This is a genomic window from Pseudomonas sp. FSL L8-0168, from assembly GCF_037976155.1.
Taxonomy (GTDB): Bacteria; Pseudomonadota; Gammaproteobacteria; order Pseudomonadales; family Pseudomonadaceae; genus Aquipseudomonas; species Aquipseudomonas paracarnis.
Map to the genome: position 1 here is coordinate 87,446 of NZ_CP150262.1, position 13,529 is coordinate 100,974.

Consider the following 13,529-nt stretch of genomic DNA (forward strand, 5'->3'; position numbering starts at 1 on the left):
CGATCCTCAGTACACCCAAACCTCCACCCGCCGATTTTTGATCCGCCCCTCATCCGCAGTATTGGCCGCCACCGGCATCTGTGCGCCAAACCCGCGAATATCCTTGAGCACCACGCCGCTCTTGACCAGCTCCCGGCGTACTGCCATCGCCCGCAACTTCGACAACAATGCCGCACGTTGCGGATCATTCTTGGTGTCGCCAAACCCCACCAGCGTCACCTGTTTATTCAGCTTGCCGTGGCTTCTGATATAGGCGACCACCCGCTGCACATCCTGGCGCGCCTTATTGTCGAGGCTGGCGCTGCCCTCGTCGAAGCGAAAATTCACCGTCAGGCGCTGAGCGTCTCGGGCGATGGCCTGGTAGTCGTCGGGCATCGACGGGCGCGGCGCGACACCGATCGCTTGCACCTGCTGGGCGATGAAGCCATTGGCAGCCACAATCGCCTGGCCCTTGCTGCCTTGGGAAAACTCCACCAACGCCTTGGCCCATGGGTTGCGGGAAGAGGGCGGCAAGTAGAAGAACAGCCGACGTGACAGCGGGTAATCCTCGGTGGCGATCAGGCTGGTCAGCGGCAACATCGGTTGCGAGTCGCCGTCGACAATCGCCACCGCCTTGGCCTGGCGCACAGAGGGCAGGCCGATAAAACCGATGCCCTGGGGGTCCTGGCTCACCGCATCGGACAGCTGTTCGCTGGATTCAAAGCGCTTGGCCGAGGGTGCAAGCGGTTGGCCGCGTCGGCTCAGCACCAGTTCGCGGAAGGTGTCGAAGGTGCCGGATTGATCATCCCGGGCATATAAATGAATGGGCCCGCCTGTACCTCCCAGCGCCTCCCAGGTGCTGACCTCGCCGTTGAAGATCTGCGCCAATTGCTCGGTGTTGAGGCTATTGAGCGGGTTGCGCGGGTTGACGATGATTGCCAGGCCATCGATGGCGATCACATGCTCGGCGCCTGGGCTTTTCAAATCCCCCAGGGGGTCGAGGTCCACCAGCTCGCTGTCTTTGATCGGGCGGGACGCGGCGGCGAGGTCGGCGCGGTTGTTTTTCAGCGCCGCAAAGCCGGTGCTGGAACCGTGGGCCGCGACTTCGATCGTGACCGTCTGGCCTTGGCGTGTCTTGCCGACCACGCGCTGCTCATTCACCCCGGCACCCGGTTCAGCACGCACATCCTGCAAGCCCTGATACTCCATCAAGCCTTTGACCAGCGCCGGGCCGAGTGCCGCGCCGATGGTGTTGGAGCCCTGGATGCGCAGGGCCGGGCCTTGGTCGGGAATGGACAGAGGGGCCGCCACGGCGGGGAGTGCGATTGCAAAACACAGGAACAGAACGCGCAGCATCATGCCGGCACCTTCTCAAACCGAGGGAGTGCCGGGAGATTAAGTCAGTTGGATTGCAGTCATATGACCGACACAACACAAATCAACTGTGGGAGCTGGCTTGCCTGCGAAAGCGTTAGTGCAGCAGCAGGTGCGGTGACTGACACACCGCCTTCGCGGGCAAGCCCGCTCCCACATTCAGATCTTCACCAAGCCAACTGTCAGCTCAGTTCCAACCAGATCGGCGCATGGTCCGACGGTTTCTCCAGCCCACGCAAATCATAATCCACCCCGGCGTCCTTGACCCGTGGCACCAACCCGGTGGACGCCAAGATCACGTCGATGCGCAGCCCGCGCTTGGGCTCGTCCTCAAAGCCACGGCTGCGGTAATCGAACCAACTGAAACGGTCGGTCACGTCCGGGTTGAGGTGGCGGAAGCTGTCGACCAGGCCCCAGTTCTTCAAGCGTGCCATCCACTCGCGTTCTTCCGGCAGGAAGCTGCACTTGCCGGTTTTCAGCCAGCGCTTGGCGTTGTCGGCGCCAATGCCGATGTCGCAGTCCTCTGGGGAAATGTTTACGTCGCCCATCACCACCAGTGCCTGGTCATTGCTGAACTGGGTTTCCAGCAAGTGCTGCAAGTCTGCATAGAAGCGCTGTTTGGCCGGGAACTTGGTTGGGTGGTCGCGGCTTTCGCCCTGGGGGAAGTAGCCGTTCATGATGGTCACTGGGTGGCCGTTTTCGTCGGCGAAGGTGCCCCAGATAAACCGACGCTGGGCGTCTTCTTCATCGCTGGCAAAGCCTTTGTGCACGCTCAACGCTTCTTTGCGCGAGAGCAGGGCCACGCCGTAGTGGCCTTTCTGCCCGTGGTAGTACACGTGATAACCCAGGGCCTGCACTTCGGCCAACGGGAACTGATCATCGTGGACCTTGGTTTCCTGCAAACCGATCACGTCCGGTTGATGCTTTTCAATCAGCGCCGCCAACTGATGAGGGCGAGCACGCAGCCCGTTGATATTGAAGGAGACGATTTTCATGGTCGGCAGTCCAGTCTGGCAAAAGGGCGATGCTAGCCGACAAGTCGGACGGGGGCCAGCGTGGCGGTAGGGTGAATGCGCTGCTAAGGTGGGAACGACTGGAGCTGTGCAGGTTCGTACCCATAAGAACGCCATGTTTGAGTGGCGCCCAGGGAGATTGATTGTTATGCCAGACACTTCGACGGCCACTGCCGAAATCCGCCTGCTCAATAGCGGCTACTCCCGTGAAGCGCGATCCCTGCTGTACCAGGCGTATCGCCATGAGCCGACCTTCGCCTACATCTTCGAAGCCGAGCGGCCGGGCTATGAGCAGCGAGTACGTGCCACCGTGCGCGAACTGGTCAAGCAGCATTTCTTCCAGAAACTTCCGGCCATCGGCCTGTTCGTCAACGACCGGCTGATCGGCATCGCCCTGATTGCACCGCCGCAACGGCGCCTGGGCATCACCGAAAGCTGGGCCTGGCAGATCCGCATGTGGCTGAGCACGGGCGTGCGCGGTACGCGGCGTTACCTGGAATACCATCATGCCGTCATGGCGTGCCTGCCCAACGAGTCTGTGCATGTGCTGCCGTTGCTGGGCATTCACCCGCAGTTTCAGGGCAAGCACCATGGTGAGCAGTTGCTGGAAGCGGTACACAATTGGTGTGCCGACGACCCGCATTCATCCGGCGTGGTGCTCGACACCGGCAACTCCCGTTATCTGGATTTCTACAAGCGCCAGGGCTATGAGGAAATCGGCGAAGTCGCCGTAGGGCCGGTGCGCGAGCATGTGTTTTACCATCCCAATCCCCAGGCGTTACATCCTGCAACGGCTTAGAACAGAATTATTCAGACTAATCCTGGTTCAAAGTTCCTCCCTCGCTCGTGTAGCATCCGCGCCTATGAAGTTTCCAGGAAGATTTACCAGCGGCTTGATTCTGCTGTTCACAAGCTGCGGCGCATTGGCGCAAAGCGAACTGGACGTGCGGATCAAACCCTCAAACGACGCGCTGAAAGCCAACATCGAAGGCTATATCGGCGGTGTGGGCGATCGTGATGAAGAAGCCTTGATGCGGTTCAGCCGTGGCGCCGAGGAGCAGGCGCGCAAAGCCGCGCAGGCCTTGGGCTACTATCAGCCACAGATTGCCAGCGAGGTGAAGGGCGGCAAGAGCCCGCGTCTGACCCTCACCATCGACCCCGGCGAACCGGTGCATTTGCGCGACGTGACTCTGCGGGTCGATGGCCCGGCTGCGAGCCTCAAGGCCTTTCGCGTGCCCGCCAGCGACGACCTCAAATCCGGCGCCGTGCTCAACCACGGCCATTACGAAGACGCCAAGCGCCTGATCCAGAACCAGGCCTCGCGCTACGGTTTTTTCAGCGGGCGCTTCACCAGCCAGAAACTTGCCGTAGACCCTCAAGCGGGCGTGGCCGACATCGAACTCATTTACGACAGCGGCCCGCGCTACAGCATGGGCAAGGTCAGCTTTACGGGCGACACGCCCTTTGATGAAGAGCTGTTGCAGCGCATGGTGCCGTTCAAACCCGGCACGCCCTATGACTCCGAACTGGTCGCCGAACTCAATCAGAACCTGCAAGCCAGCGGCTTCTTTGAAGGCGTGCGCGTCGACGCCAGCCCCACCGCCGCCACCGATGACGTGATCCCGGTGGCGGTGCAACTGGACACCCGCAAGCCGCGCACCATGGGCCTGGGCCTGGGTTACTCCACCGACGTCGGCCCACGGGGCAAAGCCAACTGGACGCGCCATTGGGTCAACCCCCAGGGCCACAGTTATGGCTGGGAAGCCGAACTGTCGGCGCCGCGGCAGAACGTCGGGCTGTGGTACGACATCCCGCTCGACCCGCCGCTCACCGACAAACTGCGCTTTGCCGGCGGCTATCAGAACGAAGAGATCGCCAACACCGACACCTTGAGCAAGCTGCTCACCATCGGCCCCGAATGGCACAGCAAGTTGCCCAGTGGCTGGACGCGTGTGATCTCCCTCAAGTACCAACGCGAGGAATACCGCCTGGGCAATGACTCGGGCCTGAGTAACCTGCTGATGCCCGGCGTGAGTTATTCCTACCTGCGCAGTGACAACCGCATCGACCCGCACCATGGTTACCGCCTGATGTTCGACACCAAGGTCGCCAAAGAGGGCCTGGGGTCCGACACCAACCTGCTTTACGGCACGGCCACCGTCAAAGGCCTGACCACCTTGTGGGACAACCACCGCTTCCTGGGCCGTGCGCAATTTGGCGGCAGTGCCACCAATGGCTACAAATCCGTGCCGCCGTCGCTGCGCTTCTTCGCCGGTGGTGACCAGAGCGTGCGCGGTTACGAGTATCAGACGCTGTCGCCCGAGAACGATAGGGGCGACCGCATCGGTGGCCGCTACATGGTGGCCTTGAGCGCCGAGTATCAATATTCCATCACCGACAAATGGCGTATCGCGACTTTTATCGACCAGGGCAACTCGTTTAACAACCTCGACCTGCCGAGCCTGAAAACCGGCGTGGGCGTCGGCGTGCGCTGGGTCTCCCCGGTGGGGCCGATTCGCCTCGACCTGGCCCATGCCCTCGAAGATCCGGGCGGCGTTCGCTTGCACTTTTCCATGGGGCCTGAGCTGTGATGCGTGGTTTGAAAATAGCGGGGCTGGCGCTGTTCGCCATCCTCGTCTTGCTGTTGTTGGCGCTGTGGTCAGTGCTTGGCACCCAGGCGGGCAGTCGCTGGGCCTTGGGCCAGGTGCCAGGTTTGAGCGTGGAAAATTTCCAGGGGCGCCTGGGCGGGCAGTGGAGCGCCGACCATCTGCTGTGGCAGCAGGATGGCAGCCGCGTCGAGTTGAATGCGCCAAAGTTTGACTGGTCGCCCGGCTGCCTGCTTCGCATGACCCTTTGCATCGACCAATTGGATGTGGAACAGGTCAGCCTGGAATTTGCGCCCAGTACCGACGAAAGCAGCAGCGGGCCGATCCAGTTGCCTGAGCTCAAGCTGCCGGTTGCAATCCAGTTGGGCGATGTGCGCATCGGTCGCCTGCTGTTCAACGGCAGCGAAGAACTCAAGGGCCTGCAACTGGCGGCGCATTGGACTGGCGCCGGTATGCAGATCGACTCGGTACATTTACAACGCGACGACCTGGTGCTGGACCTCGCCGGCATGCTGCAACCCACCGGCGACTGGCCGCTGAACGCCACCGGCAACCTCAGCCTGCCCTACGCCCCAGGCGGTGTTCCCTGGAGCGTTGCGCTCAAGATCGATGGCGACCTGCTCAAGACCCTCAAGCTCGACGCCGACAGCAGCGGCTACCTGCCCGCCAAGCTCACTGGCGAGCTGCAACCCCTGGTGGAAAACCTGCCAGCGCAGGTGCACATCACCTCCGAATCGTTCAAACCCAGCGCAGACCTGCCCGATACCCTGCAACTCAACCAACTGGACCTGAGCGCCAAAGGTGACCTGAGCAATGGTTACCAATTGCTGGGTAAAGCCGTGCTACCGGCCGAAAAAGGCCCGGTGGATTTACTGCTCAAGGGCAAGGTTGACGCCAAGGGCGCGCAGATCGCCGGTCTGGACCTGACGGCCGGCGACAAGCAAAGCCTCAAGCTCAGTGCCAACCTGGACTGGCAGCAAGGCTTCAGCGCGGACGCCAAGATCGACTGGCTGGATTTTCCCTGGCACCGCCTCTATCCGCTCATCGACGAACCGCAAGTGGCCTTGCGCACCTTCAACGGTGAAATCTCCTATAAAGACGGCAACTACCTGGGCAATCTCAAGGCTGACCTCGACGGCCCGGCGGGCAAGTTCAATGTGGTCACGCCCTTCAGTGGCGACCTCAAGCAGGTCTTCCTGCCTGAGCTGAAACTGAGTGCCGGCCAAGGCAAGGCCGAAGGCCACCTGAACCTGCAATTTGCCGACGGCATTGCCTGGGACACCGCCTTGGATCTGTCAGCGCTGAACCCCGCCTACTGGGTCGCAGAGCTGCCCGGCACCCTGGCCGGACCGCTGCGCAGCAAAGGCGAGTTCAAGAACGAACAGCTCAAGCTCAACGCAGACCTGGACCTCAAGGGCCGCCTGCGCGGGCAAACCGCCGTGCTCGCCGCCAAGGCCGAAGGCGCCGGCGAACAATGGACCCTCGCCAACCTGGACATCCGCCTGGGCGACAACCGCATCAACGGCAGCGGCAGCCTGCAACAACGCCTGGCCGGGCAGATCGACATCAAGCTGGCGCGCCTGGCCCAGCTGTGGCCGCAACTGCGCGGGCAAGTCAACGGGCGTGTCGAGGTGGCCGGCACCTTGAAAGCCCCTCAAGGCAAGCTCGACCTCAAGGGCCAGCAACTGGCCTTTGCCGACAACCGCCTGCAAAGCCTCAACCTGGACGCCAACCTCGATAGCGCCCAACGCGCCAAGCTCGATCTCAAGGCCAGCGGCATTCAAAGCGGCGAGACGCAAGTTGGCAACCTCACCGCCAGCGCCCAGGGCGATATCAAGAGCCAGAAGGTCCAACTGGCCCTGACTGGCCCGCTGGTCAAGCTGGCCCTGGCATTGGATGGCAACCTCGACAAAGACAACTGGCGCGGGCGCCTGGCCAGCGGCGACGTGCAAGCCGGTGGCCAGGACTGGCGGCTGCAAGCCCCGGCAAAAATCGAGCGGCTGGCCGATGGCAAGCTGACCTTTGGCGCGCACTGCTGGGTCTCCGGCGGCGCCAGCCTGTGTGGCGAAGACCAGCGCCTGATGCCCGAGCCGAAGTTGCGTTACCACCTCAAGCAATTCCCCCTCGACAGCCTCGCGGGGTTCTTGCCCAAAGACTTCGCCTGGCAGGGCAGGCTCAACGCCGATGTGCAACTGGACCTGCCCCAGAGCGGCCCAAAAGGTGTGGTCGCGGTGGACGCCAGTGGCGGCACCCTGCGCGTGCGCGACAAGGGCCAGTGGCTGGATTTCCCCTACGACACCCTGAAACTGGAAACCACTCTCAACCCCAAGCGCATCGACACCCAGCTGAATTTCCGTGGCGGCAAGCTCGGCGAGCTGTTGTTGCAGGCGCAGATCAACCCGTTGCCGAACAACAAGCCGATCACTGGCACGTTCAGCCTCACCGGCCTGGACCTCGCCGTCGCGCGGCCCTTTGTGCCGATGGTGGAAACGCTCAACGGCAAACTCAACGGCAATGGCCGTATCTCCGGCGGCTTGCTCGCGCCCCTGGTCAACGGCAACCTGAACCTTGTGGACGGCGAAGTCTCCGGGCCGGAACTGCCCATCAGCCTCGAGGGCCTGAACCTGCAGGCGCAAATCGCCGGCGAAAGCGTGCAGCTCAACGGCGGCTGGCACAGCGGCAAAGCCGGGCAGGGCAGCCTCAAGGGCCAGATCGACTGGGGCCGCGCCCTGGTGGTCGACCTTAGCCTCAAAGGCTCGCAACTGCCGGTCACCGTGGAACCCTACGCCAAGCTGGAGGTAGCACCCGACCTGAAGATCAGCCTAAAGAACGACAAACTGGCGATTGCCGGCAAAGTCCACATCCCCCGTGGCGATATCACCGTGCGCGAACTGCCGCCTTCGACGGTCAAGGTGTCCGACGACACCGTGATCATCGGCAGCCAGACCGAAGAGGGCAAAGCGCCGATGGCCATGGCCATGGATATCGACGTGGAGGTAGGCGAAGACCAGCTCAACTTCGCCGGCTTCGGCCTCACCGCCAAGGTCCAGGGCCATGTGCATATCGGCGACAACATGGACACCCGCGGCGAGCTGTGGCTCAACGACGGCCGCTACCGCGCCTACGGCCAACGCCTCAACGTGCGCCGTGCACGCCTGTTGTTTGCCGGGCCGCTGGACCAACCGTTCCTGGATATCGAAGCTGTGCGCGTGGTGGTCGAATCGTCGCGCACCGTGACCGCTGGGATTCGCCTGAGCGGCAGCGCCGAACAACCCACCACGCAGATCTTTTCCGAGCCGGCCATGGCCCAAGAAGATGCGTTGTCATACCTGGTGCTGGGCCGTTCGCGCACCAACACCGGCGAAGACAACAACATGCTCGCCGAAGCCGCCTTGGGCCTGGGCTTGATGGGCAGCGCGGGGGTGACCTCGGACATTGCCAACAAGCTGGGGATTCAGGACTTTGATCTGGACACCCAAGGCACTGGCAACAGTACGGCGGTGGTGGCCAGCGGCAAGATCAACGAGAAGCTCAGCCTGCGTTATGGGGTAGGGGTGTTCGAGCCGGCTAACACCATTGCCTTGCGCTACCTGCTGAGCAAGAAGGTGTACCTGGAGGTGGCGACGGGTGTGGCCAGTTCTCTGGATATCTTCTACAAGCGCGATTTCTAAGCCTTGCCCGGTCAAAAAATGTAGGAGCGAGCTTGCTCGCGAAAGACGTCAACGATAACCCGTGCATCCTGAATGCACGCGGCGCCCTTGAGTTTTTCGCGAGCAAGCTCGCTCCTACAAGGTCGGCGAACTAAGGACGGCAAGTCAGCTCAACCCGTTCGTAGTTCAACGCCTTATTACGCTGCGGCAATGCATAAGCCGCCTCGCACCGCTGCCCTTGCCAACTGATCACCAGGGTGCCCGTGTCGGCCTCAACCAACGCCAGGGCCTTGCCGCCAGGGTCGGCAATTTCGATCTGCTTGCCCGCGCTGTCTTCCAGCGCCGCGCCAAACGGAATCGGCTGGTGCTGGGCATCGAACAAGGCAAACTGCACACGTCGGCCAGTCTTGCTGGCATAGCGCGCCAGCACCACTGCACCACGTCGCGGCACCACTTGCTGGGTGGCGTTATCGATCTCGATATCGGTGCCCAGGTCACGGGTGTCCAGGCTGATCCAGTTAACGCGATAAGGCTGCGCGTTAGGCACCACGGCAAAGCCGTTGCTGCCGGTCTTGGCGCCGGAAAAACTGCCGATTTTCGCCCCTTCCACGCCTTCCACCTGCGCCAGCGCAAAGGTCTCGCCCACGGTTTGCCCCAGGTTGATCCCGCCTGCGTGGCCCACCACGGAACCGGCGAGGTTAAGGTTCTGCGAGTTATAGCCGCGGCCCTGGCTGTAACCGGCACTGATATCCATCACCGAAGTGCGGGTGCTGAGGTTGGCCGAGCCGGTGCTGCCGCCGGTGCTGCTGTTACCGCCTTGCACCGAGTAATAGGTGTCGCTGTCTTCGGACAGGTAGCCGTTGATGCCCACTTGGGTGGTGTTACTGGCCTTCTGCGTGCTGGCGGAGACAAACGCCCGCGGTGCACGGGGTTTTGAGCCCAGGGGGAAGGACAGCGACAGGTTGACCAAGGTGTCGTTGTTCGCCGGCCCATAGTTGCCGACATCCTTGGTGTAGGTTGCGCCCAGGTTGTAACTCACCTCGCCCCAGTAGTTGCTGTAGCCCGCCGACAGACTTTGCGAACCCCCACGCCCCCAGTAACGCTGGTCACTGGCGTTCACGTAAATGGTGCCATATTGCTGGTTGAGGCCAAGGCTCTGGTTGATGGTGAGATCGGTACGGGTTTTCGAGTTGCCGGTGCGCTTCTCGCCTTCATGGCCCAGTTCCTCGACGTGATCGCTGAGGGTGCGGTAACCCTCGGTGGAATAGCGATAAGCGGCGAGGGTGAAGCTGGTGTCGGTGCCGGTAAACGTCTTGGCATACAAGGCCCGCACGCTGTTGCCCGTGACCGCCTGGCCAAAGGTGCGACTGACCGAATGGGTCACGTCCAGGGACACCGCACCAATCGCGGTATTGCGCCCGGCGCCTATGGACATCGCCTGGAAATTCTCCGTGGCCTGGGCACCGATGATCCCGGACAAGTTGCTGCTGATGCCGTAGGCCAGGGTGCTGCTGACGAACTGCGGCGACTTCTGGTCATCACTGTTGCTGTTGTACTGCCCGGCAGACACGCTGTACTTGAGCTGACCCTGGCGCACCATGATCGGCAAGCTGGAAAACGCCTGCACCGTGACCCGGCGTCGGCCATCGGCTTCGATGATCGTTACTTCCAGGTCGCCGTTGGAGCCACTGGGGTAAATGTCGCTGATCTCGAACGGGCCGGGCGGTACGTTCGCCGTGTAAAGGATGTAGTTATTTTGGCGAATCTCCACGGTCGCGCTGGACTGGGCAACCCCGCGAATGATCGGCGCATAGCCGCGCTCGCTGTCGGCGCGCATGCCGTCGTCGGAGGCCAGTTTCAAGCCGCGATAGCGCACGCTGTCGAACAGGTCGGCGTCGGAGAAAATGTCCCCGGCACTGAACTGGCCCTTCAACACCGTGACGTCATGCTGCAGGTAGCTGCGGTTGCTTTTGAACGTACTGGGGCGACCGGTGCTGCTGTTGAAGTTCGATTCGTTACGCAGCCGCCAGCCGCCCAGGTTTATACCATTGCGCAGGCCAATGTTGTTGGAGAGCGTGGTTTCACCTTGGTTGCTGTTGCGGCTGCTGCTCAACTGGTAGTTGATGAACGCGGCGGGCACACCATCGTCCCATAAGGCCGGGTCTACATAGCCGCGCCGGCCGCGCTCCATGGCGCTTTGGGGCACACTGACCAGCAAGCGCAGGCGCGGCACGTCGTAGCGCACGCTGGCCTGGTCGATCAGGGCGGGCAGGTTGATGCAGGCGTTGGGGTCATCGCCGGCCAGTTTGCCGGCCGCTTGCAGCCTGGCGATGTCGACCCCCAATTGCTGCACCATCTCAAGTGTCAGGCAGGCATCGGTTTTGCCCGTGGCCGGGTTGTGAAGAAAGTGGATATCGCGACGGCCCACCAGGGTGTCGTTGCCGTACAGGTCGACCCGGTAGTTGCCGGGCAGCACAGTGCTGCTGGCGAGCAGTGCTTGTACGTCGACGGCAGAGGCTGCGCCCTGCAGAAACGAGGTATTGAATTGTTCTTCGCCGTCGGCCAGGCAGGCGTTGCTGAAGATCAGGGCCACCGACAGCGGTGCCAATCCTTGGTAGTTGAATACAAACATGCAGAAACCCTATATCACCTCCGATACGAACTAGCGGAGCGAAGATAAATACAGTGAAAGTGCGGCCGCTGAATAACCGGGCGTATTAAGGGGTGTCTTTAATTGCACTGGCCTGCACATCGGCCGAGTTTGAAAGTTGCGCGCTATAACGGTCTTGCGCGCCGTAATCGTTAATGCTGCGAAATAACAAGTTAGGGGTCTGCCCCGGCGTGAAGTGTTTCAGGGCGAACTCTTTTTGTTCGCCGGGCGCAATCATTAATGAATCAAATGGTTGCTCGCGCAGTGCACCCGAGGTCAGGCTGATTTCGGCAATGGACACGTGATACAAACCAGGGTTGTTTACCATCAGCAGACTTTTGCCGCCACGCTCAACCAGACGCCATTTCAATGTGGCGGGTGCCAAGTAAGCCTCGGCCTTGAGCCCGGCAGGGCGGAAGAACACCTTGATGCGCTGGCGTACGGCGAGCTGCAAGGTGTTCTGGGTTTTCGACGCCTTGGGGATTTCCTGCACGTTGAGCCACATCACCGACTCGCGGTCGGTGGGCATGCCCGTGCCCTCATAGATCACCCGCAACAGTTGCTGTTCGTCGTTGCTCACCCGCACCAAGGGCGGGGTGACGGCAAAGGGTACCGAGGTGGCATCGCTGCTGTCGGCGTCGATCCACGACTGGATCAGCACGTCTTCACCGCTGTTACGCACGGTGATGCCGGCTTCCTTGTGCTTGCCGTCGAACACCAGGCGCGTGCTGCTCAACGAGATACCGGCCGTGGCCTGGCTGGCCACCAGCAGGCCCAACAGGCCTGCGCAGAAGGACAATGACTGACGATAAAACATGATGACTACCGCGCAAAATGAATGAAGGTGCAGGGGCCGGTCAGACCCTGCACGACCCGTAATGCTCGTGCGGGTTATTCGTATTGCAGGGTGAACGGCAGGGTCGCGTCGCCACGACCGGCCACGGCCAGTTTCGGATCGGCGGTGGTGACATACGCGGCCGAGAATTTCAGCGAGGCGTTGCTGTCCTGCAGGTTGCTTTCGATCTTCGCGGTGGCTGGGGATTTCAGATCGATCAGGGCGCCATTGCCATCCAGCAAGGCAATACCGATATTCTTGGCGGCGCCCAGGCCGTCGATGACTTTCAACACGCCAGTGCCAGTCACTAGGCCGCTGCCTTTGCCAGAAGTCGGTTGGAAGAGCATGGCCACCTTGGTACCGGCGTTGCAGTTGACCTTCATCTCGAAGTTCTCGGCGCTCAGCGTGCCGCTACCTTTTGGCGCGGTGGCGGTGCCCATGTCCTTGATAGACACTTCACCCATGTTCACCGAAATGGTCTTGTTGGCGCCGGCGCCTTCAACGGAGCAGGCATCGTTGTTGATGGTGCCAGTGAAGTTGATGGTGCCGCTGCCGGCCTTGGTCGGAACAGGGTCGGCTGCCAGGACATTGCCTGCTGCGGCGAAAATCGACAGGGCCAGAAGTACTCGAGAGAACGTTTTCATGTTGCTTATCCATAATTGGGGTTGAAGCAACACAATAAAGCGTCAGCACTTAGTGGAGAATCAGACGATCCTTAGAAATAGCAGGGTTCAAGTAGTTGCGGGTAAGTTTGTTAGTTGAACACGTTGCGCTCTATGCAATAAGTCAGTAAATCCTGATCACTGCTTACTTCCAGTTTTCGCATTGCAGAGACCTTTTGCGTGCTGATGGTCTTGGCACTTCTGTTCAGCCCGCGCGCAATCTCGTTAACACTTTGCCCCGAGACAAATAAACGTAGAATCTCGTGCTCCTTGGGCGACAACCGGGTGAATCGTTGGTCCAGGTCAGCGCCATGGTCCATCACCGATGTCGGTTGTGGCCCGTTGTGGTGAATGGGCTTGCCCCGGGCGATAGCCTTGAGCGCGGCCTGGATTTCATCGTGTAATTGGTGCTTCTGGATCACCGCCAGCACCCCGAGTTCTTGCAGGCGCGTCAGTATCAAAGGGTTGGAGATCATCGTCAGCACCACTATCCCCACCTTGGGAAAGTGCCGTGTCAGGTATTCAACCAACTTGAGGCCATCGCCATAGGGCGAATCGCCGGGCATGTTGAAGTCGGTGATCACCAGGTCCACCGGTTTGGATACCAGCAACGCGACCAGTTCATTCGAACATACGGCATCGCCCACCACCTTAAAGCGTGTATCACGCTCGATCAGCTCACGCACCCCCACCAGTACGATGGGGTGATCATCGGCAATGACAACATTGAGGGTATCCATGGGATGATTCTCCAAAGTGA

At 61.1% G+C, this 13,529-nt stretch carries 9 protein-coding genes; 3 read left to right on the top strand and 6 right to left on the bottom strand.

What is annotated here, in order from left to right:
- Nucleotides 1-6 precede the first annotated feature (6 nt).
- Together MHH62_RS00400 and xthA are read right to left on the bottom strand one after the other, a co-directional pair.
- On the bottom strand, nt 7-1,338 hold the full coding sequence (locus MHH62_RS00400) for a phosphate ABC transporter substrate-binding/OmpA family protein (RefSeq protein WP_060767018.1): 1,332 nt from the start codon (nt 1,336-1,338) through the stop codon (nt 7-9).
- 197 nt (nt 1,339-1,535) lie between these two features.
- Nucleotides 1,536-2,348 carry an exodeoxyribonuclease III gene (gene xthA / locus MHH62_RS00405; RefSeq protein WP_014718949.1) on the bottom strand — a complete coding sequence of 271 codons (813 nt, stop codon included), beginning with the start codon at nt 2,346-2,348 and terminating at the stop codon, nt 1,536-1,538.
- A gap of 166 nt (nt 2,349-2,514) precedes the next feature.
- Here xthA and MHH62_RS00410 point away from each other — a divergent pair, with 166 nt between their 5' ends.
- The 3 genes from MHH62_RS00410 (at nt 2,515) to MHH62_RS00420 (ending at nt 8,643) form a co-directional block, all read left to right on the top strand.
- Nucleotides 2,515-3,165 (top strand): GNAT family N-acetyltransferase, encoded by a 651-nt coding sequence (locus MHH62_RS00410; RefSeq protein WP_014718948.1) that lies wholly within the window; start codon nt 2,515-2,517, stop codon nt 3,163-3,165.
- Nucleotides 3,166-3,229: 64 nt separating this feature from the next.
- Nucleotides 3,230-4,957, top strand: a complete 1,728-nt coding sequence (locus tag MHH62_RS00415) for an autotransporter assembly complex family protein (RefSeq protein ID WP_339232216.1) — start codon at nt 3,230-3,232, stop codon at nt 4,955-4,957.
- A complete protein-coding gene (locus MHH62_RS00420; RefSeq protein WP_339232217.1) occupies nt 4,957-8,643 on the top strand; it encodes a translocation/assembly module TamB domain-containing protein in 3,687 nt (1,228 codons plus the stop codon). The genes MHH62_RS00415 and MHH62_RS00420 overlap by 1 nt, the downstream gene beginning before the upstream one ends.
- A 130-nt stretch (nt 8,644-8,773) precedes the next feature.
- Here the strand turns inward: MHH62_RS00420 and MHH62_RS00425 are convergent, their stop codons facing one another.
- The 4 genes from MHH62_RS00425 to MHH62_RS00440 all read right to left on the bottom strand — a co-directional run bounded on the left by MHH62_RS00425 (nt 8,774) and on the right by MHH62_RS00440 (nt 13,509).
- The gene (locus MHH62_RS00425; RefSeq protein ID WP_339232218.1) at nt 8,774-11,254 is read right to left on the bottom strand and encodes a fimbria/pilus outer membrane usher protein; all 2,481 of its coding nucleotides are present in this window, start codon (nt 11,252-11,254) and stop codon (nt 8,774-8,776) included.
- An 85-nt stretch (nt 11,255-11,339) separates the two neighbouring features.
- A complete protein-coding gene (locus MHH62_RS00430; RefSeq protein ID WP_020302337.1) occupies nt 11,340-12,089 on the bottom strand; it encodes a molecular chaperone in 750 nt (249 codons plus the stop codon).
- 74 nt (nt 12,090-12,163) lie between these two features.
- A complete protein-coding gene (locus MHH62_RS00435) occupies nt 12,164-12,751 on the bottom strand; it encodes a fimbrial protein (protein WP_020302336.1) in 588 nt (195 codons plus the stop codon).
- A gap of 110 nt (nt 12,752-12,861) precedes the next feature.
- Nucleotides 12,862-13,509 (bottom strand): response regulator, encoded by a 648-nt coding sequence (locus MHH62_RS00440; protein WP_020302335.1) that lies wholly within the window; start codon nt 13,507-13,509, stop codon nt 12,862-12,864.
- Nucleotides 13,510-13,529 lie beyond the last annotated feature (20 nt).